The sequence below is a fragment of the Pseudomonas sp. PDM25 genome (assembly GCF_019219045.1).
In the GTDB taxonomy this organism is placed as follows: domain Bacteria; phylum Pseudomonadota; class Gammaproteobacteria; order Pseudomonadales; family Pseudomonadaceae; genus Aquipseudomonas.
Genome location: NZ_JAHUWL010000003.1, coordinates 396050 through 421982, shown reverse-complemented (window position 1 = coordinate 421982; position 25933 = coordinate 396050). Strand labels below are relative to the sequence as shown.

At 58.4% G+C, this 25933-nt stretch carries 24 protein-coding genes and 2 pseudogenes; 15 read left to right on the top strand and 11 right to left on the bottom strand.

Going from position 1 to position 25933, the window contains the following annotated elements; all coding sequences use genetic code 11:
* Window positions 1–320 precede the first annotated feature (320 nt).
* From KW848_RS07445 to KW848_RS07435, 3 genes are read left to right on the top strand one after another with little or no spacing between them, the layout of a single operon-like run.
* Window positions 321–1679, top strand: coding sequence for a TolC family outer membrane protein (locus tag KW848_RS07445; RefSeq protein ID WP_192406691.1), 1359 nt, complete (start codon window positions 321–323; stop codon window positions 1677–1679).
* A gap of 18 nt (window positions 1680–1697) precedes the next feature.
* Window positions 1698–3857 (top strand): type I secretion system permease/ATPase, encoded by a 2160-nt coding sequence (locus KW848_RS07440; protein ID WP_218536446.1) that lies wholly within the window; start codon window positions 1698–1700, stop codon window positions 3855–3857.
* A gap of 9 nt (window positions 3858–3866) precedes the next feature.
* Complete coding sequence (locus KW848_RS07435) at window positions 3867–5243, top strand: HlyD family type I secretion periplasmic adaptor subunit (RefSeq protein WP_218536445.1); 1377 nt, start codon at window positions 3867–3869, stop codon at window positions 5241–5243.
* A 147-nt stretch (window positions 5244–5390) separates the two neighbouring features.
* Here KW848_RS07435 and KW848_RS07430 read toward each other — a convergent pair whose 3' ends face one another.
* Together KW848_RS07430 and KW848_RS07425 are read right to left on the bottom strand one after the other, a co-directional pair.
* The gene (locus KW848_RS07430; RefSeq protein WP_218536444.1) at window positions 5391–5987 is read right to left on the bottom strand and encodes a tRNA-uridine aminocarboxypropyltransferase; all 597 of its coding nucleotides are present in this window, start codon (window positions 5985–5987) and stop codon (window positions 5391–5393) included.
* 14 nt (window positions 5988–6001) lie between these two features.
* The gene (locus KW848_RS07425; protein ID WP_008153227.1) at window positions 6002–6898 is read right to left on the bottom strand and encodes a LysR family transcriptional regulator; all 897 of its coding nucleotides are present in this window, start codon (window positions 6896–6898) and stop codon (window positions 6002–6004) included.
* A gap of 386 nt (window positions 6899–7284) precedes the next feature.
* Between KW848_RS07425 and speB the strand changes: the two genes are divergently transcribed.
* The 6 genes and pseudogenes from speB to KW848_RS31730 form a co-directional block, all read left to right on the top strand.
* On the top strand, window positions 7285–8235 hold the full coding sequence (gene speB, locus KW848_RS07420) for an agmatinase (RefSeq protein WP_008153224.1): 951 nt from the start codon (window positions 7285–7287) through the stop codon (window positions 8233–8235).
* Window positions 8236–8244: 9 nt separating this feature from the next.
* On the top strand, window positions 8245–8652 hold the full coding sequence (locus tag KW848_RS07415) for a nuclear transport factor 2 family protein (RefSeq protein WP_008153222.1): 408 nt from the start codon (window positions 8245–8247) through the stop codon (window positions 8650–8652).
* 54 nt (window positions 8653–8706) lie between these two features.
* The gene (locus tag KW848_RS07410; RefSeq protein ID WP_111452686.1) at window positions 8707–10218 is read left to right on the top strand and encodes a cytosine permease; all 1512 of its coding nucleotides are present in this window, start codon (window positions 8707–8709) and stop codon (window positions 10216–10218) included.
* Window positions 10219–10386: 168 nt separating this feature from the next.
* A complete protein-coding gene (locus KW848_RS07405) occupies window positions 10387–11766 on the top strand; it encodes a sodium:solute symporter (protein ID WP_008153218.1) in 1380 nt (459 codons plus the stop codon).
* 85 nt (window positions 11767–11851) lie between these two features.
* A complete protein-coding gene (locus tag KW848_RS07400; protein ID WP_140684406.1) occupies window positions 11852–12577 on the top strand; it encodes an MBL fold metallo-hydrolase in 726 nt (241 codons plus the stop codon).
* A gap of 18 nt (window positions 12578–12595) precedes the next feature.
* A pseudogene (locus tag KW848_RS31730) lies at window positions 12596–12772 on the top strand (acyl carrier protein); the annotation flags it as partial.
* 207 nt (window positions 12773–12979) lie between these two features.
* Here the strand turns inward: KW848_RS31730 and KW848_RS31725 are convergent.
* Together KW848_RS31725 and KW848_RS07390 are read right to left on the bottom strand one after the other, a co-directional pair.
* A complete protein-coding gene (locus KW848_RS31725) occupies window positions 12980–13108 on the bottom strand; it encodes a PA1414 family protein (protein WP_007914492.1) in 129 nt (42 codons plus the stop codon).
* Window positions 13109–13248: 140 nt separating this feature from the next.
* On the bottom strand, window positions 13249–14142 hold the full coding sequence (locus tag KW848_RS07390) for a LysR family transcriptional regulator (protein ID WP_218536443.1): 894 nt from the start codon (window positions 14140–14142) through the stop codon (window positions 13249–13251).
* A gap of 103 nt (window positions 14143–14245) precedes the next feature.
* Here KW848_RS07390 and KW848_RS07385 point away from each other — a divergent pair, with 103 nt between their 5' ends.
* Window positions 14246–15427 carry an MFS transporter gene (locus KW848_RS07385; RefSeq protein WP_218536442.1) on the top strand — a complete coding sequence of 394 codons (1182 nt, stop codon included), beginning with the start codon at window positions 14246–14248 and terminating at the stop codon, window positions 15425–15427.
* Here the strand turns inward: KW848_RS07385 and KW848_RS07380 are convergent.
* Together KW848_RS07380 and KW848_RS07375 are read right to left on the bottom strand one after the other, a co-directional pair.
* Complete coding sequence (locus tag KW848_RS07380) at window positions 15372–16304, bottom strand: DMT family transporter (protein WP_111452681.1); 933 nt, start codon at window positions 16302–16304, stop codon at window positions 15372–15374. The genes KW848_RS07385 and KW848_RS07380 overlap by 56 nt on opposite strands.
* Window positions 16305–16375: 71 nt before the next feature.
* A complete protein-coding gene (locus tag KW848_RS07375) occupies window positions 16376–17212 on the bottom strand; it encodes a S1 RNA-binding domain-containing protein (protein WP_008153208.1) in 837 nt (278 codons plus the stop codon).
* 351 nt (window positions 17213–17563) lie between these two features.
* On the opposite strand from KW848_RS07375, the gene KW848_RS07370 reads away from it, so the two are divergent.
* The 3 genes from KW848_RS07370 to KW848_RS07360 all read left to right on the top strand — a co-directional run bounded on the left by KW848_RS07370 (window position 17564) and on the right by KW848_RS07360 (window position 19637).
* Complete coding sequence (locus KW848_RS07370) at window positions 17564–17752, top strand: hypothetical protein (protein WP_017337097.1); 189 nt, start codon at window positions 17564–17566, stop codon at window positions 17750–17752.
* 218 nt (window positions 17753–17970) lie between these two features.
* Window positions 17971–18687, top strand: coding sequence for a TorF family putative porin (locus tag KW848_RS07365; RefSeq protein ID WP_218536441.1), 717 nt, complete (start codon window positions 17971–17973; stop codon window positions 18685–18687).
* 80 nt (window positions 18688–18767) lie between these two features.
* Window positions 18768–19637, top strand: coding sequence for a DUF6279 family lipoprotein (locus KW848_RS07360; protein WP_218536440.1), 870 nt, complete (start codon window positions 18768–18770; stop codon window positions 19635–19637).
* A 122-nt stretch (window positions 19638–19759) separates the two neighbouring features.
* Here KW848_RS07360 and KW848_RS07355 read toward each other — a convergent pair whose 3' ends face one another.
* Entirely contained in the window at window positions 19760–20152 is a 393-nt protein-coding gene (locus KW848_RS07355) for a transcriptional regulator (RefSeq protein ID WP_074874388.1), read from the bottom strand.
* A 177-nt stretch (window positions 20153–20329) separates the two neighbouring features.
* Here KW848_RS07355 and KW848_RS07350 point away from each other — a divergent pair, with 177 nt between their 5' ends.
* Together KW848_RS07350 and KW848_RS07345 are read left to right on the top strand one after the other, a co-directional pair.
* The gene (locus KW848_RS07350) at window positions 20330–21064 is read left to right on the top strand and encodes a thioredoxin family protein (protein ID WP_218536439.1); all 735 of its coding nucleotides are present in this window, start codon (window positions 20330–20332) and stop codon (window positions 21062–21064) included.
* A 348-nt stretch (window positions 21065–21412) separates the two neighbouring features.
* Window positions 21413–21685: a hypothetical protein gene (locus KW848_RS07345; RefSeq protein WP_111452677.1), complete on the top strand. Its 273-nt coding sequence runs from the start codon at window positions 21413–21415 to the stop codon at window positions 21683–21685.
* 396 nt (window positions 21686–22081) lie between these two features.
* Here KW848_RS07345 and KW848_RS07340 read toward each other — a convergent pair whose 3' ends face one another.
* From KW848_RS07340 to KW848_RS07325, 4 genes and pseudogenes are all read right to left on the bottom strand, one after another.
* Window positions 22082–22663, bottom strand: coding sequence for a hypothetical protein (locus KW848_RS07340; RefSeq protein WP_218536438.1), 582 nt, complete (start codon window positions 22661–22663; stop codon window positions 22082–22084).
* A 264-nt stretch (window positions 22664–22927) separates the two neighbouring features.
* Window positions 22928–23248, bottom strand: coding sequence for a hypothetical protein (locus KW848_RS07335; protein WP_218536437.1), 321 nt, complete (start codon window positions 23246–23248; stop codon window positions 22928–22930).
* Window positions 23245–23712, bottom strand: coding sequence for a hypothetical protein (locus KW848_RS07330; RefSeq protein WP_218536436.1), 468 nt, complete (start codon window positions 23710–23712; stop codon window positions 23245–23247). The genes KW848_RS07335 and KW848_RS07330 overlap by 4 nt, the downstream gene beginning before the upstream one ends.
* Window positions 23703–25583: pseudogene (locus KW848_RS07325) on the bottom strand (hemagglutinin repeat-containing protein); the annotation flags it as partial. The pseudogene KW848_RS07325 and the gene KW848_RS07330, both read right to left, overlap by 10 nt.
* Window positions 25584–25933: the final 350 nt, after the last annotated feature.

The window sequence follows — 25933 nt, the reverse complement described above, 5'->3', positions numbered from 1 at the left end:
AAAAACCGTCACCTTAAAACCGTCCGCTTCCCTCCCCTCCAGCACTTCCCCGCCCTAAGTCGATATGTGGTCTGGAACTTTCCTCAAGCCCCGATGAGCGCCATAACGCTCGTAAATCAAGGGCTTTCGGAGTGAACAATGTGCTGGATTTTGCAGAGCGCATAAGTTTTTTTTGGCATAAGCCTTATGAAAAATTCTTCTATGGTTTTCCCCAGAATGTTCTTAGCTCTGTTGTTACAAGCATGAAACGGTTTTCACTATAAATGCCGTCAAATATTTGGCGACTAATAAGCACCATTAGGAATCAGGGAGAGGCACCCATGCGCGTATTAACCCCCCTCTGCAGCGCAATTCTGCTGGCCATGGCCTGCGCTTCTCAGGCTCAAGCCATGTCATTGACGGAGGCAATCCAGAGCACCATCGCGACCCACCCGGAGCTGGCGTCTCGAGTGGACAGCCGCCTCTCGGCCGATGAACAAGTGAAAGTCGCCAAGGGAGGATTTTATCCATCGGTTGATCTGAATGCCGCCTACGGGCGCGGGTACAGCGATAACACCAACACCCGGGCATTAGGTAATCACCACACCGAAATTCTGACCTACACCCAATCGGAATTGCGTCTGCGGCAGATGCTCTTCGATGGTTTCAACACCTCGAACGAAGTCCAGCGCACTAAAGGCGTGGTCAACTCCCGGGCCTATTACGCGCAGGGCACCGCTCAGGATCTGGCCCTGCGCACCATCGAGGTCTACCTCGAAGTGCTCAAGCGCCGCGAACTGGTGACCCTGGCCACAAACAATCTGCAAGCTCACATGCGGGTCAATGATCAGATCAGTCTGCGCACCCAGCGTGGTATCGGCAGCACCGCCGACTCTGACCAGTCCGTCGCTCGCCGGGCACTGGCACAAAACAACCTCGATACCGCTGAAGTCGATCTGGCGGATGCCGAGTCGAACTTCTACGCCGTCGTGGGGCGCCTGCCCGATGAACTCGAAGCCCCGCCCTCGACCCGCGGCGAACTGCCCGCCACCCTGCAGGAAGCCCAGCAAAGCATGGTGGAAAACAACCCGTACCTGAAATCCGCCCAGGCCGATGTGCAATCGGCCGAGAGCCAGTACGAAGTTGCCAAGTCGCCGTTCTACCCTCGCTTCGACGCCGAAGCCGCCGTGGGTGCGAACAACAACGTGCAGGGCGATGAAGGCCACGACAACGAATGGCGAGTCGGCATAGTGATGAACTACAACCTGTTCCGCGGTGGCAGCGACAAGGCTCGCCTGGCCTCCGATGCGCACCTGATCAACCAGGCGATGGACGTCCGCAACAATGCCCTGCGCCAACTCAACGAGAACATTCACCTGGCCTGGAACGCCATGGTCAATGCCAAGAAACAAACCCCGACCGCCCGCGAATACGCGGACACCAGCCGACGCGTGCGCGTGGCCTATCAGGACCAGTTCGGCCTCGGCCAGCGCACCCTGCTCGACCTGCTGGACAGTGAAAACGAGCTCTACAACGCCAACCGCCGCTACACCGAAGTGCGCTACACCGAGGAGTTCTCGATGTACCGCGTGCTGGCGAACATGGGGCAGTTGCTGAGCAAACAACGAGTGGTGTTGCCCGCCGATGCGATCGCCTCCACGGAAGTAAAAAACGAAGCCCGTTTGCCTGAACTGAAGTAGGCCTGTGGAGAGATCAATGTGACCAGCATGGAATCCGGCAACATCGGTGTCGATCCGCGTCTGAGCTTCGATGACCCGCTTCTGGACGGTCTGTTGATCCTCTGCAAACTCCACGGCGCGACGGTCAGTCGCGCCAGCCTGAGCGCCGGACTGCCCCTGAACAAACAACGCTTGAGCCTGGACCTGCTGCCTCGCGCAGCGGCCCGGGCCAGTTTGCAGGCGCGATTGCTGCGCCGTGAACTGGCGGACATTTCCGTCCTCAACCTGCCTGTAATGCTAATCCTCAACAACGGCCGTACGGCCATTCTGCGACGCATCGGCGATGACGGGCAGTTGTTGATATTGCCCAGCGAAGCCGACGGCGGCGAACAATGGGTCAGCACGGAGGAGCTGGCCGAAAATTACAGTGGCCAGGCCTTGTTCGCGCGGCCACGGCATGAACTCGAAGACCTGCGTTCGCCGCTGGTGCCGAGGGTTGAAGCGTGGTTTCGCGACACCTTGAAGCTGTCGAAGTGGCTGTACAGCGACGCGATTCTGGCGAGTTTTCTGATCAACCTGCTGGGGCTGATGGTGCCGCTGTTCGTCATGCAGACCTACGACCGGGTGGTGCCGAACCAGGCCACGTCGACGTTGTGGGTGCTGTCCATCGGCTTGCTGATCGGCACCGGTTTCGAACTGGTCTTGCGGGTGGTGCGCGCGCACCTGCTGGACACCGCCGGGAAGAAGACCGACGTGATCCTTTCGGCCACGCTGTTTGAACGCATCACTGGCATGTCGATGAAAGCGCGGCCGGCGACCATTGGTGGTTTCGCCCAAAGCATCCATGACTTCCAGGGCCTGCGGGAATTCCTCACCGCCGTAACGCTGACGAGCCTGATCGACCTGCCCTTTGCCGTGCTGATGCTGGTGGTGATCGGCCTGCTCGGCGGCTGGCTGGTGGTGATTCCGTTACTGGCGTTTCCGATCACGATCCTCTTCGCGATGGTGATCCAGGTCCGCCTGCGCGACACCGTACAGAAAAGCCTGACCCTCGGCGCCGAACGCCAGGCGCTGCTGATCGAAACCCTCGGCGGTCTGGAAACCCTCAAGGCGTGCAGCGCCGAAAGCGAACGCCAGCACAAATGGGAAAGCACCCACGGCGCCCTCACCCGCCTCGACAGCCATGCGCGCAACCTCTCGGCGCTGGCCACCAACGGCACGCTGTTCATCCAGCAATTCTGCGGCATGGCGACCATCGTCGCCGGCGTCTACAGCATCATCGCCGGCAACCTCAGCGTCGGCGCGCTGGTCGCAACCTACATGCTCGGCAGCCGGGTGCTCGCGCCGCTGGGGCAGATTGCCGGTTTGATCACGCGCTATCAGCAAGCGCAACTGACCATGAAAAGCACCGATGCGCTGATGTCCTTGCCCCAGGAACGCGACGCCAAACAACGGCCGCTTGAACGCACGCAACTGCAAGGCGCAATAGACGTCAGCGGTGTGACGTTCCATTACAACGGCCAGAACGCTCCGGCCCTGGCCAACATCAGCTTCAGCGTGAAACCCGGTGAGCGGGTCGGCATCATCGGTCGCAGCGGCTCAGGCAAAAGTACGCTGGCGCGGCTGGTCATGGGTTTCTACGCGCCGGAAGAAGGCCAACTGCTGCTCGATGGCCTGGACCTGCGGCAACTGGATGTCGCCGACCTGCGTCAGCAAATCGGTTACGTCGCCCATGACCTGCCGCTGTTGGCCGGCAGCCTGCGCGACAACCTGACCCTCGGCGCACGCTACATCAGCGATTCACGGATGCTCGAAGTCGCCGAACTGACCGGTGTCACCGAGCTGGCGCGTCAGCATCCGCAAGGCTTCGACCGGCCAGTGGGTGAACGCGGACAACTGCTGTCCGGCGGGCAACGCCAGGCGGTGTTGCTGGCCCGCGCCTTGTTACTGGATCCGCCGATCATGTTGTTCGACGAACCCACCAGCGCCATGGACAACAGCAGCGAAGACATCCTGCGGCAAAAACTCCACCGCTGGGTCCAGGGCAAAACCCTGCTGCTGGTGACCCACCGTACTTCGATGCTCAGCCTGGTGGATCGCCTGGTGGTGCTGGACAACGGGCGGATCGTCGCCGACGGCCCGAAAGAAGTGGTCATCGATGCACTGCGCAAGGGCCGTGTCGGCTCTGCGGCTGTCTAGGAGCTAGCCATGGCCCGTTCATCCTCCGACACCTCGTCCAATTCGAAGCCACGCGGCTACTTCAGCAGTTTCAGCAAAAGCGCCGAAAGCGAATTCATGCCGGAAACCGCCGGCGCCTCGTTGCAGGACTCACCACGCTGGTCGCGGATCACCGTGTGGCTGGCGGCTGCGCTGATTATCACGGCGGTGGTCTGGGCCAAGTTCGCGGTGCTGCAGGAAGTGACCATGGGCGAAGGCAAGGCGATTCCGTCGAGCAAGGTCCAAGTGATCCAGAACCTGGAGGGCGGCATCGTCACTGAGATTTTCGTTCGCGAGGGGCAAATGGTGAACAAGGGCGACACCTTGCTGCGCCTCGATGACACTCGATTCCTGTCGAACAAGGGCGAAAGCGAGGCGGATCGCTATGCACTGACGGCGCAGGTCGAACGTCTGTCGGCCGAGGCGGAAGGCCGGCCGTTCAAACTGTCCCCCGAAGTGATCGCCAAGGCGCCGCAAGTGGCCGAGGACGAACGCTCGCTGTACGAACAACGGCAACGTCGACTGGCCAGCGAGCAGCGCACCTTGAGTGAGCAGCTTCGGCAAAAATCCCAGGAACTGGCAGAGTTCCGCTCCAAACAGGGCCAATTCAGTTCAAGCCTGGCGTTGCTGCAGCAAGAAATGAACATGTCCACGCCCCTGGTAGGCACCGGGGCGGTTTCGCCGGTGGAAATTTTGCGACTCAAACGCAGCGCGGTGGAAATTCGCGGTTCATTGAACGCCACGACCCTGGCGATTCCCCGTGCGGAATCGGCGATCAATGAGATCAAAAGCAAGATTGATGAGTCCGAACAATCCTTCCGCTCCGACGCGGCGAAGGAGCTCAATGAAAAACGCACTGATCTGTCGAAAATCACGGCAACGAGCATTGCTATCGATGACCGAGTGACCCGCACCACGGTGGTGTCGCCGGTTCACGGGATTATCAAAGTGCTGAAGGTCAACACCATTGGCGGCGTGGTCCAGCCGGGCAGCGACATGGTGGAAATCGTGCCCATTGAAGACAACTTGCTGATCGAAGCCAAGGTCCGGCCGCAGGACGTGGCGTTTCTGCACCCGGGCCAGAAAGCCATGGTCAAGTTCAGTGCTTACGACTACACGATTTATGGGGGGTTGAGTGCGAAGCTGGAGTTGATTGGCGCGGACACGATTACGGACGACAAGGGCAACAGCTTCTACCTGATTCAGGTGAGGACCGACAAGAATCACTTGGGCGGGGATGTGAAACCGTTGCTGATCATTCCGGGGATGGTGGCGACGGTAGACATCATCACCGGGGAGAAAAGCGTGCTGGATTACTTGCTTAAACCCGTGCTCAAAGCCCGGACCGAAGCGATGCGCGAGCGCTAGACATTCTCCGAAGGCCGCGGTGATTGATCACCCGCCTTCGCGGGCAAGCCCGCTCCCACAGGGATCCGCGTCGTACACAAATATTGTGAACACCACCAAACACTGTGGGAGCGGGCTTGCCCGCGAAGAGGCCGGCACAAACAACGACTATTTCGGCCCATGATTGCGCCGAAAGGTCTCCTCCCCCATCGCCGCAATCTGCCCCTCGATCAACGCCTCGAACGGTTTTAACAACGGTTCGAAAGAAGTCGGTGCTTCGAGGGTCTGCAACGCCTGCACTATCGCCTCCACCGTCGACAACGCGCCCGGCCCCGGTGCCTTGCGCAATCGATATCTCGACACTGCGCCCTGCGCCAACGTCACCCTCGGCAGCGCCGCCAGCAGCGGGTTGAGGTGCAGCATCTTGCGCGCCTTGCGCCAGGTGCCGTCCGGAACCACCAACAACATCGGTTCATCATTTAGCGTGTAAGCCTGCAACGGCTGCGCATCATCGGCGGGAAACAACAGCCGCGCCTGATAGCCCGGTTGATTCAACAGCGCTGGCAAATCCTCGAACACCTCGCCCACTATCAACTCGGCATTCTTCAACCCTGATGCCGCCAACCGCGCGGTGTTCAGCGCATGGTTCACTTCGCTCGGATGCTGCAACAGCAACACCCGGGTGCGGCTGTCGAGGCTCGGAATCAGCGGGCACAGGCAATGTGTTTGCGGACGCAGGCAGCGCGGACATTGGATTCTGGACATGGCTTGTTTTTCCGTTAAGCGGCCTGATTCAGTTGTGCTTTGAGCAAATCGCGAAAGGTCTGGATCAACGGCTCGCGACTGCGGCCACGACGCACGATCATCGAGAACGGCGCCTGATAGCCGAAGGTCGCCGGCAGCAGCACCCGCAAATCGCCCTTGTCGGCCCAAGCTTGAGCGTAGTGCTCCGGCAGGTAGCCGATGTAGGCGCCCGACAGCACTAGAATCAGCTGCGCCTCCATACTTTCCACCGTCGCCGCGCTGTGTTTGAAACCGTGGCGTGCCAGTTCCGCCTGGCTCCAGTAACCACGGCCAACCATGCGCTGCTGGGTGATCACTTGTTCAGGGATGCGCCGCTCGGTGAACAGCGGATGACGACTGCTGCAATACAACCAGTGTTGCTCGCGGTACAGCGGCATATAGACCAGACCGCTCATGCGCGTGGAGAACGCGCCGATGGCCAGGTCGAGGCGATTGTCCTGCACGCCGAGTTGCAGTTCGTAAGGGCTCATGACCGACAAATGCAAATGCACAGCCGGGTGTTCCTGACTGTAGGCGCCAATGGCTTCGGCGAACGGCAAGGCCTTGTCGCTGACGGTGGAGTCGATGACGCCGAGGTTCAAGGTACCGCGCAGTTCGCCTTTGAGGGCAGCAGCGTATTGCTCGAAACCTTCGAGTTCGCCGAGCAGACGCAGGGTTTCCTGGTGGAACAGTTCGCCTTTGCTGGTCAAGCTGAAACCACCCCGGCCGCGATGGCAGAGCACCAGGCCGAGGGCGGCTTCGAGCTGGCTCATGTAAGTGCTGATGGCCGAGGTCGAGAGGTTGAGCTCCTGCTGGGCGTTGGCAAACCCCTGATGGCGAACCACGCTGACGAAGATGCGTAACAGTTTCAGGTCGGGTAATGCGTTGGCCATGGGGCTCTCCGGTGACAGGAACGCACAATGCTTCGGGACGATGGAGATCCTGTGGCGAGGGGGCTTGCCCCCGTTGGGTCGCGAAGCGGCCCCAAAACATTCGCTTCAGTTGCATCAGGTAGACCGCATAGGCAGGTTCTGGGGCCGCTGCGCAGCCCAACGGGGGCAAGCCCCCTCGCCACAAAAGCCCTCTCACTCAGGATTCCGTGAATGGCCACAAGTCTATCGTCGCCGTGGCCATTAGTTTAGAAAAATCTGAACTAAGTATTTGCCCGTAGCGATTCTTCCCGACCACTACATTTCGCAGAATCGCCCCACAGCGGTGCCTGCGTCTCCCCGACCTGCGCAACCGACATAAATAAAACAACGACGATGAGGCCTTACCCGTGGACAAGATTCTTCACCAACCACTGGGCGGCAATGAAATGCCGCGCTTCGGCGGCATCGCCACCATGATGCGACTCCCCCATGTGCCAACCGCTGCCGGTCTGGATGCTGCCTTCGTTGGCGTCCCGCTGGACATCGGCACGTCCCTGCGACCAGGCACCCGTTTCGGGCCTCGCGAAATCCGCGCCGAATCGGTGATGATCCGCCCGTACAACATGGCCACCGGCGCTGCACCGTTCGACTCGCTGTCGGTTGCCGACATCGGTGACGTGGCGATCAACACGTTCAACCTGCTGGACGCGGTACGGATCATCGAAGAGTCCTACCACAAGATCCTCGAACACAATGTGATCCCCCTGACCCTCGGCGGCGACCACACCATCACCCTGCCAATCCTGCGTGCGATTCATAAGAAGCACGGCAAGGTCGGCCTGGTGCACATCGACGCTCACGCCGATGTGAACGATCACATGTTCGGCGAGAAAATCGCCCACGGCACCACTTTCCGTCGCGCTGTCGAAGAAGGCCTTCTGGATCCGGACCGCGTAGTACAGATCGGTCTGCGCGCTCAGGGCTACACCGCTGATGACTTCAACTGGAGCCGCAACCAGGGTTTCCGTGTGGTTCAGGCCGAAGAGTGCTGGCACAAATCCCTGGCTCCGCTGATGGCCGAAGTTCGCGAGAAAGTCGGCGGCGGTCCGGTATACCTGAGTTTCGACATCGACGGCATCGATCCAGCCTGGGCGCCAGGTACCGGCACCCCGGAAATCGGTGGTCTGACGACCATTCAGGCGATTGAAATCGTTCGCGGCTGCCAAGGCCTCGACCTGGTCGGCTGCGATCTGGTAGAAGTCTCGCCCGCTTACGACACCACCGGCAACACCTCGCTGCTGGCCGCCAACCTGCTGTACGAAATGCTCTGCGTACTGCCTGGCGTAGTCCACCGCTGAGGATTGGTCGTGAACGAACGTGATCAAGTACTCCAGGCCGCTGCCGATCTGGTAGCCGCCTTTGCCCGTAACGATCGCGAAGCCTACTTCGGTGCGTTCAGCACCGACGCGAGCTTCGTGTTCTACACCCTCGAACAGCCCCTGCTGTCACGCGATGCCTATCAGGCGTTGTGGGACACCTGGCGCTCGGAGGATGGCTTCGAGGTGCTTTCGTGCACCTCGAGCAACGCCTTCGTCAGCCTGCAGGGTGACGTGGCGATTTTTATCCATGACGTGGCCACCGAGCTGCGCATGCAAGGGGAGCAACACTTCAGCCAGGAGCGCGAGACCATTGTGTTTCGCCGACAACAACAAGGCCTATGGCTGGCCTGCCACGAACATTTGTCCGCGATGCCGGAAGGGCTGCCAACCCCTTAGCCAAACAGGTGACGCTCACACACGATGAGCGCGCCTTTATGATCGGAGCTGATCATGAATAACAACAACAAAGACCAAAGCCTTACGCACATTGAAACCTACGGGGTCGAACAGATCCCGGACAGTGAACGCACCGCAGGCCCGACGGATTTGTTCCGGATGATCTTCGGTGGTTCCAACACGTTTGCCACCGCCGTACTCGGCAGTTTCCCGGTACTGTTCGGCCTGTCTTTTCAGGCGGGCGTCTGGGCGATTGTGCTGGGCGTGTTGCTGGGCTCGCTGATCCTTGCGCCAATGGGTCTGTTCGGTCCGATCAATGGCACCAACAACGCCGTGTCTTCCGGTGCGCACTTCGGCGTGCACGGGCGGATCGTCGGTTCGTTTCTGTCGCTGTTGACCGCCATCGCCTTCTTCTCGCTCTCGGTGTGGAGCTCGGGTGATGCGCTGATTGGTGGGGCCAAGCGCTTGATCGGTCTTCCGGAAACCGACCTGACCCTGGGCCTGGCCTACGGTCTATTCGCGATCCTGGTGCTGACCGTTTGCATCTACGGCTTCCGCTTCCTGCTGTGGGTCAACAAGATCGCCGTGTGGAGCGCCAGCCTGTTGTTCCTGCTGGGCATCTTCGCCTTCGTCGGTCCGTTCGATGTGAACTACGCCGGCACCGTCAGCATGGGCCAACCCGGTTTCTGGGCCGCCTTCATCGGCGCGGCGCTGGTGGCGATGAGCAACCCGATTTCCTTCGGCGCGTTCCTCGGTGACTGGTCGCGTTACATCCCGCGGGACACCTCCAAGCGCCGGATCATGGCTGCCGTGGTGATCTCGCAGATCGCAACCTTCATCCCGTTCCTGTTTGGCCTCGCCACCGCCACCATCGTAGCGATCAAGGCGCCGGACTACATCGCGGCCAACAACTACGTCGGCGGCCTGCTGGCGGTTTCACCGAGCTGGTTCTTCCTGCCGGTGTGCCTGATCGCGGTGATCGGCGGCATGTCCACCGGCACCACCTCGCTCTATGGCACCGGGCTGGACATGTCCAGCGTGTTCCCACGGGTACTGTCGCGGGTCAAGGCCACACTGCTGATCGGTGTGATGTCGATTGCCTTCATCTTCATCGGCCGTTTTGCAGCGAACCTGGTGCAGAGCGTGTCGACCTTCGCCGTGCTGATCATCACCTGCACCACCCCGTGGATGGTGATCATGATCATCGGTCTGCTGGTGCGTCGCGGTTTCTACTGCCCGGATGACCTGCAAGTGTTCACCCGCGGCGAGAAAGGTGGTCGTTACTGGTTCACGCACGGCTGGAACTGGCGTGGTCTGGGTGCCTGGATTCCAAGTGCCGCGGTGGGCTTGTGCTTTGTGAACCTGCCTGGGCAGTTCGTGGGTCCGCTCGGTGAACTGGCCGGCGGCATCGACATCAGCCTGCCGGTCACCCTTGGCCTGGCGTCGCTGGTGTACCTGACGCTGTTGAGCCTGTTCCCGGAATCGGCCGCGGTGTTCGGTCCAAACGATGCACGCAGCAAGGGCGCGGATTCGCTCGCTAAACCGGCGTTGCGCCAAGCCGCCTGATTCAACGCATTACCTGTGGGAGCGGGCTTGCTCGCGAAGACGGCAGCACATTCAACATTAAAGTGACTGACCGATTGCTTTCGTCGGAACGCCGCCCGGAGACAAGCCCGCTCCCACAGGGATTGATTTTTGCCTCAACATAAAAAAGACAATCGGAGACACGCCATCATGGCATTGGATTTATTCGTCGTACTCATCTACGCCGCCGCGATGCTGATACTCGGCTACTACGGCATGCGCAAGGCCAAGACCAACGAAGACTTTTTGGTCGCCGGTCGTAACCTCGGCCCAAGCCTGTACATGGGCACCATGGCCGCCACCGTTCTGGGCGGCGCGTCCACCGTCGGCACCGTGCGCCTGGGCTATGTCCATGGTATCTCTGGTTTCTGGTTATGCGCCGCCCTCGGTTGCGGAATCGTGGCGCTGAACCTGTTCCTCGCCAAACCGCTGCTGAAACTGAAGATCTACACCGTTACCCAGGTGCTGGAAAAACGCTACAACCCGATGGCCCGCTCGGCGAGCGCGGTGATCATGCTGGCGTATGCGCTGATGATCGGCGTGGTCTCGATCCTGGCCATTGGCACCGTGCTGCAAGTGCTGTTCGACCTGCCGTTCTGGTTGTCGGTGCTGGTCGGCGGTGGTGTGGTGGTGATTTATTCGGCGATCGGCGGCATGTGGTCCCTGACCCTGACCGACATCGTCCAGTTCGTGATCAAGACCGTGGGCCTGATGTTCATCCTGTTGCCAATCTGCCTGTACCGCGTCGGTGGTTGGGATGAGTTGGTGTTGAAACTGCCCGCAACCGCCTTCAGCTTCACCACGATTGGCTGGGACACCATCATCACCTACTTCATGATCTACTTCTTCGGGATCCTGATCGGCCAAGACATCTGGCAGCGTGTATTCACCGTCAAGAGCGCCAAAGTGGCTCAGGTCGCCGGTACATTCGCAGGCTTCTACTGCATCCTTTACGGACTGGCCTGCGCCCTGATCGGCATGGCCGCTCATGTGCTGATCCCGGATCTGGACAACGTCAACAACGCCTTCGCCGCCATCGTCAAACTGTCCCTGCCGGACGGTATCCGTGGCCTGGTGATTGCGGCTGCCCTGGCGGCCATGATGTCCACCGCCAGCGCCGGCCTGCTCGCCGCCGCCACCACCCTGACCGAAGACCTGCTGCCGAAACTGCGCGGCGGCAAACAGTCGACTCTGGGCATCAACCGCCTGTTCACCCTACTGACCGGCATCGTCGTACTCGGCATCGCTCTGGTCGTGAATGACGTGATCAGCGCCCTGACCCTGGCGTACAACCTGCTGGTGGGCGGCATGCTGATCCCGCTGATCGGTGCGATTTTCTGGAAACGTGCAAACACCGCCGGCGCTATCGCCAGCATGGGCATGGGCTTCGCCACAGCGTTGGTGTTCATGTTCAAAGACGGTCTGGATGCCAACACCCCGATCTACTACAGCCTCGGTGTGGGTCTGGTGAGTTTCGTGGTGGTCAGTTTGCTGTCCCCTCGTCCAGCAGCAGTGGCCAGCCCTGCCTAAGCTGAACATAACGACTTGATGCTTTCTTCGACGGGTGTGGCGTCGGTTGCCACACCCGTTTTTTTTCGTCTGGAGAAAACCTTTGATGAAGATTGTTTCTCGCGATCAGTGGTTTGAAGTGAAACAGCTCAGCGACGGTATTCGCCTGATTCACGAGCCTTACATCCGCCCCTTCTATCGCTGCAACCTCTGGCACATTCAGGGCCGCGACAAGGACTTGCTGCTCGACAGCGGTTCCGGGCTGGTTAGTCTGCGCGAGCAATTGCCGTGGATCACCGAGCGGCCGCTGGTCGCCGTGGCCAGCCATTGCCATTTCGACCACATCGCCGGGCATCACGAATTCCCCGAACGGCTGGTGCACCCGGCCGAAGCACAGATCCTCGCGTCACCGGACGGCGAGAACACGCTGAGCACGGCGTTTGTCGGCGACGAAATGTTCGAAGCGCACCCGGATTGCCCGTTGTGCTACGCCGAGTATCGGGTCAAAGCTGCCCCAGCCACCGGCCTGATCGAAGAAGGCGACGTGCTCGATCTGGGCAACCGCACGCTGCAAGTGCTGCACACACCGGGGCATTCACCCGGCGGTATCAGCCTGTACGAAGCGGCGACCGAGACCCTGTTCAGCGGCGACATCATCTACGACGGGCCGCTGATCGAAGACGCCTACCATTCCAACCTCGACGACTACGCCCGCAGCCTGCAGCGTTTGCGCGAGTTGCCGATCCGCACGGTGCATGGCGGGCATTTCGGGAGTTTTTCCGGGGAGCATTTGCGCACGATGATTGACGAGTGGCAACGCTTGCACGCCTGAGGCCTGCTGTACTCAGCCGACAACGCGAGCCTGGCGCAATTGGGATTGGACAAAGGAGATATCGAAGAGCTGATCTTCCATCTGGAAGATCAGCTGGGTTTGACGGCGTTTACGGCGGAGGAAGATCAGATGCTCAAGACCGCCAGGACGGCGAATGACTTGAGGCGGTTTTTGATCGAGATTGGGCGGCATTGAGACGGGTTGCCAACTACGGACTATTTGGCATCCGAAAACCTGTGGCGAGGGGATTTATCCCCGTTGGGCTGCGGAGCAGCCCCAAGACCATTCAACCGGGTTGTATCTGGCTGACCGCGTCAAGCTATTTACGACTGCTTCGCAGCCGAACGGGGATAAATCCCCTCGCCACAACAAGCCCGCTCGCCACAGACCTCGTGTCGGTAGTTACCGGCGACGCTGCTGGCGTCGGCGTTGTTCGTCGTCAGTGCGAATAGGCACAGGTTGCAGAGGCGGTTCGATCAAACCGAGTGCAACCCCCAGGTCGTGCAGCCAGTTTTGGATTTTCTCTTTCATGGTGCCCCCTTCAGGGTAGTGCCGAGTAGCCAAAAATTCTGTAGCCACTTCGCACTGATAATAGTCCGAAGTCCTACGCAATGCTCGCCCAAAGTCGCAATGATCTGTTACTGAATTGATCAAAATACCTGACCGATAGTTCAAGCTATCGCCTGAGCCTGACTCAGCGCCGACGGATAGACCGATTGTTGCTGCTCAAGCCAGGCGTTCAAGTTCGCCCCGACCATGCCTTTGCGCCACATCAGCCACGTGGTGGCACTGGCAAATGGCTCGGCCAACGGATGCACCGCCACGCTTTCGCGGCCCGGCAGACTGGCAAGCATCGACTCCGACATCAGCGCCACGCCTGAGCCGGCGATCACGCAGGCAAGCATCCCCGGATAAGACTCGATTTCCATCGCCCGGCCCATGGCCGCGTGGTAATGAGAGAACCAGGCTTCCAGGCGCATGCGGTAGGAACAACCCTGCCGAAACGTGAACACCGAGCGCCCTTCCACATCCAGTGCGCTGAGGATCGGCGGGTGATCGGCTTCGCTGATCAGCACCAGCCGTTCGTCGCACAACGGCACGCCGTCGAGCCCGGCCAGCTCCAGTGGACCGTCCACCAGCGCCGCATCGAGACGCCCGGTGAGCAAACCTTCAAGCAATTCGCCGCTTGGGCCGGACTGCACTTGCAGGTTCACCGCCGGATAAGTGCGGTGATAACGCGCCAACAACCCCGGCAGATGAATCGCCGCCGTGCTGTACATGGTGCCGAGCACGAAGTCCCCGGCCGGTTGCCCGCCCTGCACCGCCGCCTGAGCTTCGTCGCGCAGATTGAACAGCTTGGCGGTGTAGTCCAACAGGACTTTTCCTGCAGGCGACAACTGCAAACGCTGACGTTCACGCACGAACAGTTCTACACCAAGTTGCTCTTCCAGCTGTTTAAGCCGGGTCGACAGGTTCGAGGGCACCCGGTGCAGGCGTTCGGCAGCGCGGGTGATGGAACCCTCCTGCGCTACTGCCTGGAAAATCCGCAATTGGCTGAATTCCACACCATTCTCCAAATCAGAACAAGTTACTCACTATTATTCATTTTAAAAGAAAGTCAATCAGTCCTAGCCTGACGGTCATTGATCCTCTGCTGGAATTCAGACCATGTCCCCTCTGATTCGCTTACTCGCCAGTTTCATCGCCCTGATGATGGCCATGGGCATCGGGCGTTTCGCCCTCACGCCGCAGTTGCCGCACCTGCTCAGCGAAGGCCAGATCGACCTGACCGCCGCCGGTCTGATTGCCGCGGCCAACTACCTCGGCTACTTCGTCGGTGCGGTGGACGCGATGTTCTCTCGCCGCCCCGAGCAAGTGCGCCGGCGTTTGCTGGGCGGTTTGTGGCTCTGTGTATTGCTGACGTTGGCCTCGTTCTGGGCAAACGGGTTTTGGTCCCATCTGGTGCTGCGGTTCGGCACCGGCGTGGCCAGCGCCTGGGTGTTGGTGATGATCACTGCGTTGAGCCAGCCACTGGCCGCGGCGGCCGGTCGCCCACGGCTTGGCGCCCTGGTATTTGCCGGACCGGGTCTGGGGATTTTTCTGACGGGCTTGTTGGCCTTGGGATCGAACCTGCTGGGGCAGACTTCTGCAGCCTTGTGGCTGGTGTATGCCGGCGTCGGGCTGGCGATGCTGCTGGGGATTCTGCCGTTCCTGCCGCAACCGGCCACGACCGTGGCCGCCGCCCCCAGCGTCGCTGGCTCGGGCAATCATGGCATCAGCCGTTTAGGTGTGGTCTATGGGTTGTACGGTTTAGGCTACATCATTCCGGCCACTTTCCTCTCGCAAATGGCCAACGCGCAGTTCCATGGCCAATGGCAGGCCGATCTGTTCTGGCCTTGCTTCGGACTTGCTTCGGCCATCGGGGTGGTGCTGGTGAGTCTGCGTCGACAACACCCGCATGGCACTCGTTATTGGCTGATGGCGACGTTGTGGCTGCAAGCCGCCGGGGTCTTCGCCTGCTTGTTGGGCAGTGGCCCAGGACTGGCCTTGGGCGTGATCCTTTGCGGCACGCCGTTCCTGGCCTGCATGCAGCTGGTGATGCAACGCTCCCGGGAACTGGCGCCCCACGCCACCCAGCGCAACGCCGGGCTGCTGACGGCATGCTTTGCCGTGGGCCAGCTCAGCGGGCCGTTGCTCGCGGCGTTGAGCAGCCATTTCAGCGGGGGTTTGCAGCCCGCGCTGGTGTTCGCCGGCAGTGGTTTGATTGTCGCTGGCGGTCTGTTATTGCGCCCGGTCAGCTCTGCCCAAGGGCTTTGCGCAAGCGACGGCGCACCCACTGCTCAGCGCTGACAAAGGTGATGCCCAACAACACCAGCACCGCGCCGACAACGAAGTTGAAGCTCAGCTTTTCGCCCAGCAGCACCACACCGAACGTGACGCCGAACAGCGGCGTCATGAACGAAAACACCGCCAGGTTCGCCGCCAGGTAACGGCGCAACAGCCAGAACCAGGTCAGGTAACTGAAGAACGACACCACCAATCCCTGGAACAACACACTGGCCACCGCCACGGTGGTCAGGCTGACGTGGGTGACCTGGCCGCTGAGGATCGCAATCAGCAACAGGCCAACGAAACCGACAATCAATTGATAGAACAGCGTTAGCGTCACCGGCGCTTCCGACAGGCGCGAAGCGCGCACCACCACCGTGGTCGCCCCCCATGACGCGCCAGCCAGCACGCCCAGCGCATCGCCCATCAACATGCGGTGATCGAGGTTGTCCCACGAGACCCCACCGGCAAAGGCGATGGCAATCCCGACGAAGGCGAGGAAAATCCCCAACCACTGGACCGGCCTTAAACGCTCACTCGGCAACAACCAATGAACGCCCAATGCGGTGAAGATCGGCGCGGTGTAAAGGAACACCGACATGTGCGCGGCCGTAGTCAGTTGCAGGCCTTCGGAAATGAAGAAGAACTCCAGGCCAAAAAGCGCGCCGGCCAGTAGTCCACCGCGCCAGGTGTTGCCCACTTGATCCCAACCGCCCTTCCAGCAGATCAACAATCCTACGAGCAACGCGGAAATACCCGAGCGCCCGGCGGCCTGCATGACCGGCGCAATGTCTGGCGCCGCCCACTTGATCATCACCTGCTGAATCCCCCAGATCAGGCACAGCCCAATCATCACTTGCAGGGCAAACCCATCGGCGCTGCGCCGGGTGGCGCTCACCGTGATACCTCGACAACACAATCCATGGCAGAAACTCGGCAGCTGCTACAAGAGTTTGACCGGTATTACGCTCAGCTCAGTTCAATGCGATCGGCGTGAATGACGATCTGGCCGTTCTTGTACAACGCACCAATGGCCTTTTTGAAGTTGCCCTTGCTCACGCCAAACATACTGCTGATCACCGTTGGGTCGCTCTTGTCGCTGACCGGCAGGCTGCCATTGTTGTCGCGCAACTTGGCGAGAATCTTCGAGTTCAGGCTGGTGGCGGCTTCTTCGCCTACCGGTTGCAGACTCAGGCTAATCTTGCCGTCGGCACGGACTTCTTTGATAAAGCCCTTCTCTTCTTTACCGGCGCGCATGAACTTGAAGATTTCGTTCTTGTGGATCAGGCCCCAATGCTTGTTGTTGATGATCGCCTTGAAGCCCATATCGGTGGCTTCGGCAACCAGCAAATCAACTTCCTGGCCAGGGGTGTAGTTGGCCGGGGTCTTGTCGAGGTAGCGGTCCAGACGCGCCGTCGCGGTGATGCGGCGGGTGTGCTTGTCGAGGTAGACGTGCACCACGACATACTCGCCGGCGGTCATCTGACGCTTTTCTTCGGAGTACGGCAGCAACAGATCCTTCGGCAAACCCCAATCCAGGAAAACACCGATGCTGTTGACTTCAACGACTTTTAAACTGGCGAATTCACCGACTTGAACTTTCGGCTTTTCGGTAGTTGCGATGAGTTTGTCATCGCTGTCCAGATAAACAAAAACGTTGAGCCAATCTTCATCTTCGCTGGGAATATCTTTGGGAATATAACGATTAGGCAGGAGGATTTCGCCATCCGCGCCACCGTCCAGATATAAACCGAAGTTAGTGTGTTTAACCACTTGCAAACTGTTGTAGCGCCCGACTAAAGCCATTTCCAATACCCTCATTGCGTGGGCGGCATTCTACCCGGTTTTGCGGGCCGCGTTCGCTGGCCAGCCCGGTGGCGCAAGAAAATCCTCTGAAGGGCTTAATTTTCCTGGGCTTTACCGCACACGCCAGGCCGCTCGTCAGGCCGTTCTGGAGGTTTTCGCACCTGTCCGCCAAGCAAAAAACTGTGATTTTTCAGGATCGTTCTTAGTTAAAACAGCAGCTTAGGGACCAATTCAGAATAATAACTTGTGATTAATTCTTCATCTGCCCTGTGTATTTCGGGGGGATATTTACCAAGCAATTGTCAAGTATTTCCTGTACGATGCCTGGCCAAGTTAATTTTCTATAGGTTAATGGCCGCCATGCGTGTAAAAGCATCCAACAGCAAAGCAAAGCCAGCTCCAGCCGTTGAAACCAGCGAATCGATCAACAACCAGATTGCTGCGTTCCTCAAGTCCGGCGGAGAGATCCAGCAAATTGCCAAAGGCGTCAGCGGCCAGACGTTCGGCCCGTCCAAGCAGATCACTCTGGGCAAGAAGTAACTTCCCCAAGATCCGCCGCGTCACCTGGTCCCTAAGCGCTTTGAGCTTCGAAGCGCTTGGACTGGAACCCTCCTCGCAACACCCCCGCAAAACACCAATATTTCAAAAATCGACGAACGGCCCTCGATGCCGATCATTCGCCGGTATGCTTACACACGTCTAGATCAAGCGTTTCAGTAGGTTTTTAGTGCCTGCACCTCGCTGTCATGGAGTGACGCATGCTCAAACCCTCCCATTTACTGCTCGGCACCCTGCTGTCGTGTTCGGTCGCCAATGCGCAAATCTTTCAGCGTGAACTGGGCGACTTCGATCTCAAACTCGGCACCACCCCCAGCCGCAGCATGGCCCAAGGGCTGGTCAAACCTTCCAGCACCGGCTCGTTCCACGGTGGGCTCGACCTGAGTCACGACAGCGGTTTTTACGTGGGCCAATGGGCACCGAGCATGGGTTTAACGCCAGGGGCCAACCTTGAAGTCGACTCCTACATGGGCTTTAAACAACCTTTCGATAATACCCTCGGGTACGAAGTCGGCATGATCCGTTACAGCTACCCGAAAGTAGACACCCTCGACAGCCAGGAGCTTTTCGGTGGCCTGACCTTTCTGGACAGCCGTTTCGGCGCAGCCTTCAGCAACGACCCGGACAAACAGAACAGCACCGTATTCGCCGACCTCGGTGGCAATCAGCCGTTTGGCATCGGGATCAGCATGAAATACACCACCCACCAGCTCAACGCGCCGGTGTCCGTCGACGGTGGGTATGTAGGCAGTTTCACTGACTGGTCAGTGAAACTTTCCCGCCCGTTCATGGGCGTCGATCTGGACCTGATCTACAGTGACTCCAGCTTGAGCGGCAACAGTTGTTCCGCCTATTCCGGGCACAACAGCCAATGCGACGGGTTGGTCACCCTCAAGGCCGAACGCGCCTTTTACTGATCGGCTGAACTGCGAGGCTCATCCTGCGTTCACATAAAGAAGCCCATTAAAAAAGCCAGGCCTTCGCAAAGGATTCGCCCATGTCGCGCTGGTTGAAGTGTCTCGCCGTCATTATCACCCTCAGTCTCGCCCTCGGTGCGTGCAGCCGCGTCGGCCTGGCCTATCGCAACCTCGACGTGATCATTCCGTGGACGCTCAGCGACTACCTGAACATGAACGGCGAGCAAAAAGATTGGTTTAATGAGCGCCTCAAAGAGCACCTGAGCTGGCACTGCACCACGCAATTGCCGGGCTACCTAGACTGGCTGGATCGCTTGAAAGTCATGGTCGAGACCAACCAGGTCACCGACGCCGCACTGCAAACCCGCACCCAGGAAGCCAAACAGGCCATCGCCCAGACCGCAAAGGAAATCACCCCATCGGCCATTGAGCTGTTACAGGGGCTGGATGACAAGCAAGTCGCGGAAATGAACGAGGCCTTCGCCAAGGACCAGCGCAAACGCCAGGAGCAATACCTCAAACCGTCTCTCGATCAACAGATCAAGGCGCGCAGCCAGCGCATGGAAAAACGTCTGAATGATTGGCTCGGCCCGCTAAGCGCAACTCAGCAGCTGCGTGTTGTCGCGTGGTCAAACGCCTTGGGTGACCAGAACTCGCAATGGATCGCCAACCGCGTCCATTGGCAGAAACAGTTCAGTGCGGCAGTTGCGCAGCGCCAGAGTCCAGAATTCCCACAGCAAATCGAGACACTTCTGGTCAATCGCGAGAGTTTGTGGACGTCTGACTATCGCCAGGCCTACGCCAACACCGAAGCCCAGGCCCGCGCATTATTTGTGGACTTGATGGCCGAAAGCACGCCGGAACAGCGCCAGCGGTTGCTGAAGAAAATCGAAGGGGTGCGCAAGGACTTCAACGATTTGAAGTGCCTGAAGGCAGCAAAACAAAGTTAAGCGCTACACAACTCCCCTGTGGGAGCGGGCTTGCTCGCGAATGCGATGTACCAGTTAACTTATAGTTGCCTGACACACCGCATTCGCGAGCAAGCCCGCTCCCACAGGGGATATGCGCGTCTTCAGGCAATCTGTGCCCTCGATGCGATTTCATCAAACCTCACCTCATCCAGCGCATCTTCCTGCTCATCCAACACCTGCCGCGGATGGTCATTCCCCGGAATGCTGCTGTCGATCAAGCTCAATAAACTCGAGCCCCGAGGCGTCAAAATGTAGTTCTCGCCATTGCCACCCTGATCTTCTGGCCGAGGCTCGATATAGCCCCGTAACAACAGTAACTTTTCGTACTCACCAGCGACCGTTTTCAGGTGATCCAGGTTCTCAAACGGCTCACCTTTCGACGCTTTCTCCGCCGCATACTGCTCGGCGTAGGGTCGTGGGGTGAACGTATGGCCAGCGCCGTTCTGCACTTCATGCAGCAAGCGTTCAATCAAATCCCAGTTATAAGTCGTCATCCTGATTCAACCTCCGGTGCCCGCCAGTGAGATGGCCTTCATAGGTTGTGACCGGTGCGGTTCGTAGCCGTTCAGCTGAGGTTTTGAACAGCACCGACCGGCGGTATGTCGAATTGGGCGTAGGCCAAACGACTAGGCTGTGTAAGTCCCCTCCCAGCACCCCGCAGGAGAATCCCAATGAACATTCAGAATCATCCCGTCGTCTCCCGAGAAGAATGGCTCGCCGCCCGTAAACAACACCTGGCCCACGAAAAAGCCTTCACCAAAGAACGAGACAAACTCAGCGCCGAACGCCGCGCCCTGCCCTGGGTGAAAATCGACAAGGACTACCGTTTCCAGGGCCCGAACGGCGAACTCAAACTGGCTGACCTGTTCGGCGGCCGTAGCCAGTTGGTCATCTACCACTTCATGTTTGGCAAAGGCTGGGACGAAGGCTGCTCTGGCTGCTCGTTCCTGTCCGATCACATTGACGGCGCCAACCAACACCTGGCCCATCATGACGTCGCCGTGGTAGCGGTTTCCCACGCACCGTTCGCCGAATTCCAAGCCTTCAAACGACGCATGGGTTGGAAATTCGATTGGGTGTCGTCAGAAGGTAGCGATTTCAATTACGACTTTGGCGTTTCGGCCCGAGCAGAAGACGTCACCGCCGGTAAAGCCACCTACAACTACGAAAAATCCGACGGAGCCGAAGAAGAACTCCCCGGCCTCAGCGTGTTTTATCGCAATGAAGCTGGAGAGATTTTTCACACCTATTCAACTTATGCCCGAGGCCTGGACATGTTGGTCGGGGCCTATAACTACCTCGACCTCACGCCTAAGGGCCGCAATGAAGAGGAAATCATGGAGTGGGTGAGGCATCACGACCGGTATGAGGACAAGGCAGCGGCCAACTGCTGCCATGGAGGGTAGACAGCACAGCCATCGGGGGATTGGTCCGGGCTGGACACAGTCCCCATGAACACCACAAATCCCCTGTGGGAACGAGCCTGCTCGCGATGACTGACTAACATTCAACATTGATGTCGACTGATTCATCGCTATCGCGAGCAGGCTCGCTCCCACGAGGTTGCGTGATGTTCTGTAGGTTGCGGCCGGTTGACTGACCGCAACAGGGGCAAATGCCCTACAACAACCTCGGAAACAGGCACCTTGCACCGCTGGAACGATGAAGCTTATAGTCCGCCGGTCGCCCAAAAAGCGACCGGGTTTGGCGACCCGACCACAGAGAGTCCTCATCAATGACAAGAGGCTCCACCCATGGATAGATACATGCCCCTCACCGGAATCGACCTGATACCGGCTTCCCTGCTCATCGACACCCAAGCGCCGCTCGACGTCCTTCAAGCCATGGCCGACTACCGCATTCGCACTGTCACTCAGGTCCTGGAAAACATCGCCTTCCGCGCAGAAATCGGCTGCGACACAGTCGTGCTATCCGACTTCTCAAAATTGCTCGCCATCCCGTTGCGGGACGGTTGTGATTTGATGGGTGTGATCGGTCGGCGGTTGCGGGCGCAAGGCGCGAAGTGAATGAAAACGGGCGACCTGTTGAGTCGCCCGTTTCATATTGTGAGCAATAGACAAATCCCTTTCACACAGAAGGTACGCTCGTCACGGGAATACGCTGCTGAGGTTGGGTCACATCGTAAACATGCTGCTCACAACGCTCACCCACAAAGTGGAACGCAACCAGATACACCTTGCTTCGTTCTGGAGCAAAAAAGGAGCAAAAAAAGAAAAAAGGGGACACCCATTGGCCTTGACTTGAGACCGGCTAATGGCTGTCCCCTTTTGGGGACAAGGGGACAGATTTATTTAATTGCCGCTGAACCACACCGGTGGCGAGGGAGTTTGCTCCTGCTCGACTGCGCAGCAGCCGCAAAACCGGTTATTGCGATTACCGGATCCGCCGCATCTGTGGGATGTCTAGCGCGAAGGAATATCCCTGATGTCGGACACGATATATTTCGGCAAGGTACGGATATAGAAAGGCTCCACGTCGGAATTATCCTTGTGAGTCAGCGCCGCCACCATCGTCTTCATATTGCGAAGCTGACCAAGTGCACCGCCAGGCTGCAGCCCCTCGCGAGCTTGGGAGAAATGCAAGACTTCGGCGCCGGCCTTTTTGACCTTGACCTGATAACTGAAATCGACACTGGCAAGGATCGTATTGTCGTCGACGATGACCGACACCAATCCGCCATTGGAGTTGCCGATCCGGCGCTTGTAGACGGTGTTCACATCCAACAGGTAGTCGGCACTTTCCTTGCTCGCTGCATAGCGATTAGCGCTCGACAATTGATTGATCAGCTCAACGCTGAGCTGCTCGCGCAACGTGTCTTGCGGCAGAAACCGCTCATTCTTGCCGATCAGTTCAACGTCGAAGGTATCGATCCAGTAGGTAGCGGTCGCCGGGATCTGAACCGGCGAGGGGGAGATGTAGTAATCCGGCTTCGAGGCGCAGCCCGACAAAAATAAGATTGCCAACAGTAAAGCCAACACACGCATGTCAATTCGTCCTTGTGGAAGGTTATGTTAATTTAAGAGCGATATTTTACGAGATTGGGGGGGATGCTCAAGTTATTTAAGGAAAAAAAAGGGGGGGGGATTACTGCTTTGGCTAAAATAAATTCAAAAAAAAGGGGACAGACCACATTTAAATCGAAGTAGTGTGCTCCTGCCCCAAAGAAAAACGTGGTCTGTCCCCGTTTGCCAATTAAAACTCACAACGTCCAATGTGACGCAACCACAACTCACGCAATCGCTTAAACATTAAAAAACTTCGTGCCTAAGCAAACTAAAACCCGCCTTCCTTTTTAGAATCTCCATTAGCTCAAGAGAACGGCCCGTTGCATTGACATAGAGCAGAAACGGGTAATCAGAAAACTCTTGCTCCACCGGCTCGCCATCATAAGGATCAATATTATTTTTCAGAACAAAGTGCTCCGAACTATTATCACCATAAAGGTAATAAACACCTCCATGATAAGTACTATCTCTTTCCTCAAAAAGAATTCCAGCAAGCGCCTCTATCTGTGCCTTTGCCGAGACCAAGTTCAAACATTCCACACCGTACAAATCATAAGTCATCATTTTGGCATCACTATGCTTGGTGCACGGCTTGTAGCTGCCGCCGACGATTCATAAATCATGAAGTTAACTTCACGCCCGGCTTGCGAGCTTAGATTGCTAGCTAAGTCCCGTAATCCGAGAGCTTGTAGATCTCTTGCACTCAATGGTCCAGTACATGTCCCTCCACTTCTAAGTCCTATCCCTATAGATTGAGCACGCTGCAACAGCTCTGGGCTTGCCAGTGCCACATCAAAGTCACTAACTCTTCCTGCATCAAATGCCTGCCCTGATTTAAAACTTCTTCCTGTTACCGCGCTTCCTTGAAGTATGGGCTCCACATATCCATAACCTGCACGTGACAATCCTTCCCGCATATTCGTACCAAAACGTAAAAAGTCATCTGCACTTGAAAAACCGCTAGGAATTACTGTGCCTTTTACACCTGCAGCCAGAGGCAAAAGCTCGGCGGTATAGCTCAGTGCCATCCCAACAATAAGGTAAGGACATCATCCTCGACAGTGGTGGGGCGATTGTTTTTGAAGGGGTGACTGACATGATCTTCCTGACTGGTCACCTTCTTGCTCTTGCTATACGAATGCTGTTCATCCGCCGCCGAAGCCAGGGTCAAGTCGCCGACAGCGCTCATGCTCACATCGCGTTTGGCGTCGATCTGGCTGGCGATAGCGGTGATATCCCGTCCAGCATTGACCTTCAGGTCCTGCCCGACATCAATGTCTGAGCCATATTGGGTGATGGTCTGATCCCGGTGCAGACCCTGCTCGCCGCTGACGATCTGTTCGGCGGAAGTGAGGTTGACGTCTCGACCGGCAGTGATCGTGGTGTCAGCCCCGCTTTTCAGCACGCCGCCAACGTTGTTGATATCGCGTCCGGCGTTGAGGGTGAGCGAGTTGCCGGCTTCGATGCGGGCGGCGTTGTCGACGAAGTCGGTGCGCTCGCTGCGATAGCCGCTGCTGCTTTCGTGGGTGGTGACGGTGCGTTCGTTGATCACATCGCCCCGGGCGGCGGTGAGCGTGACGTCACGGCCGGCGATGATGCCGCCGGCCTTGTTGACGATGTTGTTGCCGGCTTTCAGGTCGAGGCGATTGCCGGCTTCCACCAGGCCGCTGTTGACCAGGTCGTTGGTGGCGGTGGCCGACAGGTTGTTGGAGGCGCGCAAGGTGCCGGCGTTGTTCAGGTCTTTGCCGGCGATCAGGGTTACGTCGCTGCCCTGGATCAAGGCACCGTTGGCGGCCAGGCGATTGTTGGCGTTGGCCAGGTACAGCACCGGCACCAGCACTTGCTCGCCGTTCACTTCGGCGTTTTCCATCCAGACAATGTCGTGGGTCAAGGCCGCGACTTGCTCGGAGGTCAGGCTGACGCCCAGCGACAGGTTGAGTTCTGTTTTGCTGGCGATGGCGTTGTTCATCAGGTATCTGAACAAGCCTTCGTCGCTGGTCTGGCCATCGATGAAACGCTGGCCGGTGCGAGACACTACCGCTTGCTGGATCAGGCGTTGTTCATAAAGGCCATCGCCCAGGCGCTTGGCACTTTGGTCGGGGTCGTAACCCAGGTTCGACAACAGGTAATCCGAACTCATGAATTGCTTGAGGTCGGTGAGTACAGGATTGGTTTCGATCAGGTACTTGTGAGGCTGGGATTTGCCGGCATTGCTCGGCAGGCCCTGCACGCGATTGATGGTAAATGGGGCGCCGGAGGATGAGCCGCCTCCCGTGACGGTGGCGCCGGTAACATTCCAGCTCTGCGGGCCGGTACCGGTCGGGTTTGCACTGCCTTCCTGACTCAAGCGGAACAGGCCGTTCTGGCCGGTGGGCAGGCTGACCGGGTTGACCTGCTGTTGCGCCAGGTCCGGCGGTAGTTGTTGGTTCAGGGTGATGCGGGTGGAGAACTGGCTGCCCAAAGCACCGGTTCCGGTGCGCGGACCACTGCCTACGTAGGTGTAGCCAGCGCGCACGACGCTGTTGTCGATGTTGTTCTGGGCGTTGATGTTGACCGCACCGGCGGCCTGGATCACGGCGGCGTAACTTTGGTCGCCGGAGGAAATTTTTGTGGTCGTGCCGAACTGAGGCAGTTCAGCTTCGGTCATGCCGATAAAGTTGGCCATTCCGGCCTCAAGACCGCCCAGATCATTGGGGGTGTAGCCCGCGCTTTCGAACCAGTACTGGTCGGTAAAATTACCGGCCGCGTTGTACAACCCGCCTGCGTTGCGGGTTCGTTCGGAGCGAAATACCCGGGTGGTCTCGGTTTCGCCGGTTTCGATGCCGCTATTGGTCAGGTTGACCAGCAAGGCACTCAGATTGCCGCCGGAGGCGATGGTGCTGCTCTGGTTCAGCAGGTCACTCGCCTTTCGAAGAGGCCATTCGTGGCATGAGTTGAAGATGTATGTGGCAGTGAGGGATAAACAAATTTCCTACACCCACCTCGGAACTAGGCGCCTCGGACCGCTGGAACTATGAAGCTTATAGTCCGCCCGTCGTCCACATGGCGACCGGGTTTGGCGACCTGACTAACGAGTGCGAGAGCTATCTGCTTATTTGCAGGCGCCTCCGCATCCGCAGAACTGTTTTTTATGGCAGTTGTGCGCGGGAGACCTTCGGGTCTGCCGGTTACTCGTTTCCGGTTCGCCAACCTGCGTACAGCTGCCACCCCATTTCGTTTGGCGACGATCTGCTGGCAGTCTCAGCAAAC

Excerpts from the sequence above, each read along its gene's own strand:
- KW848_RS07405 (WP_008153218.1), top strand. The coding sequence starts at position 10,387 with ATGGCATTGGATTTATTCGTCGTACTCATCTACGCCGCCGCGATGCTG.
- KW848_RS07350 (WP_218536439.1), top strand. The coding sequence starts at position 20,330 with ATGAACATTCAGAATCATCCCGTCGTCTCCCGAGAAGAATGGCTCGCC.
- KW848_RS07355 (WP_074874388.1), bottom strand. The coding sequence starts at position 20,152 with ATGACGACTTATAACTGGGATTTGATTGAACGCTTGCTGCATGAAGTG.
- KW848_RS31725 (WP_007914492.1), bottom strand. The coding sequence starts at position 13,108 with ATGAAAGAGAAAATCCAAAACTGGCTGCACGACCTGGGGGTTGCACTC.
- KW848_RS07345 (WP_111452677.1), top strand. The coding sequence starts at position 21,413 with ATGGATAGATACATGCCCCTCACCGGAATCGACCTGATACCGGCTTCC.
- KW848_RS07360 (WP_218536440.1), top strand. The coding sequence starts at position 18,768 with ATGTCGCGCTGGTTGAAGTGTCTCGCCGTCATTATCACCCTCAGTCTC.
- KW848_RS07400 (WP_140684406.1), top strand. The coding sequence starts at position 11,852 with ATGAAGATTGTTTCTCGCGATCAGTGGTTTGAAGTGAAACAGCTCAGC.
- KW848_RS07375 (WP_008153208.1), bottom strand. The coding sequence starts at position 17,212 with ATGGCTTTAGTCGGGCGCTACAACAGTTTGCAAGTGGTTAAACACACT.
- KW848_RS07435 (WP_218536445.1), top strand. The coding sequence starts at position 3,867 with ATGGCCCGTTCATCCTCCGACACCTCGTCCAATTCGAAGCCACGCGGC.
- KW848_RS07370 (WP_017337097.1), top strand. The coding sequence starts at position 17,564 with ATGGCCGCCATGCGTGTAAAAGCATCCAACAGCAAAGCAAAGCCAGCT.
- KW848_RS07425 (WP_008153227.1), bottom strand. The coding sequence starts at position 6,898 with ATGGCCAACGCATTACCCGACCTGAAACTGTTACGCATCTTCGTCAGC.
- KW848_RS07340 (WP_218536438.1), bottom strand. The coding sequence starts at position 22,663 with ATGCGTGTGTTGGCTTTACTGTTGGCAATCTTATTTTTGTCGGGCTGC.
- KW848_RS07385 (WP_218536442.1), top strand. The coding sequence starts at position 14,246 with ATGTCCCCTCTGATTCGCTTACTCGCCAGTTTCATCGCCCTGATGATG.
- KW848_RS07365 (WP_218536441.1), top strand. The coding sequence starts at position 17,971 with ATGCTCAAACCCTCCCATTTACTGCTCGGCACCCTGCTGTCGTGTTCG.
- KW848_RS07430 (WP_218536444.1), bottom strand. The coding sequence starts at position 5,987 with ATGTCCAGAATCCAATGTCCGCGCTGCCTGCGTCCGCAAACACATTGC.
- KW848_RS07330 (WP_218536436.1), bottom strand. The coding sequence starts at position 23,712 with ATGGCACTGAGCTATACCGCCGAGCTTTTGCCTCTGGCTGCAGGTGTA.
- KW848_RS07335 (WP_218536437.1), bottom strand. The coding sequence starts at position 23,248 with ATGATGACTTATGATTTGTACGGTGTGGAATGTTTGAACTTGGTCTCG.
- KW848_RS07445 (WP_192406691.1), top strand. The coding sequence starts at position 321 with ATGCGCGTATTAACCCCCCTCTGCAGCGCAATTCTGCTGGCCATGGCC.
- KW848_RS07410 (WP_111452686.1), top strand. The coding sequence starts at position 8,707 with ATGAATAACAACAACAAAGACCAAAGCCTTACGCACATTGAAACCTAC.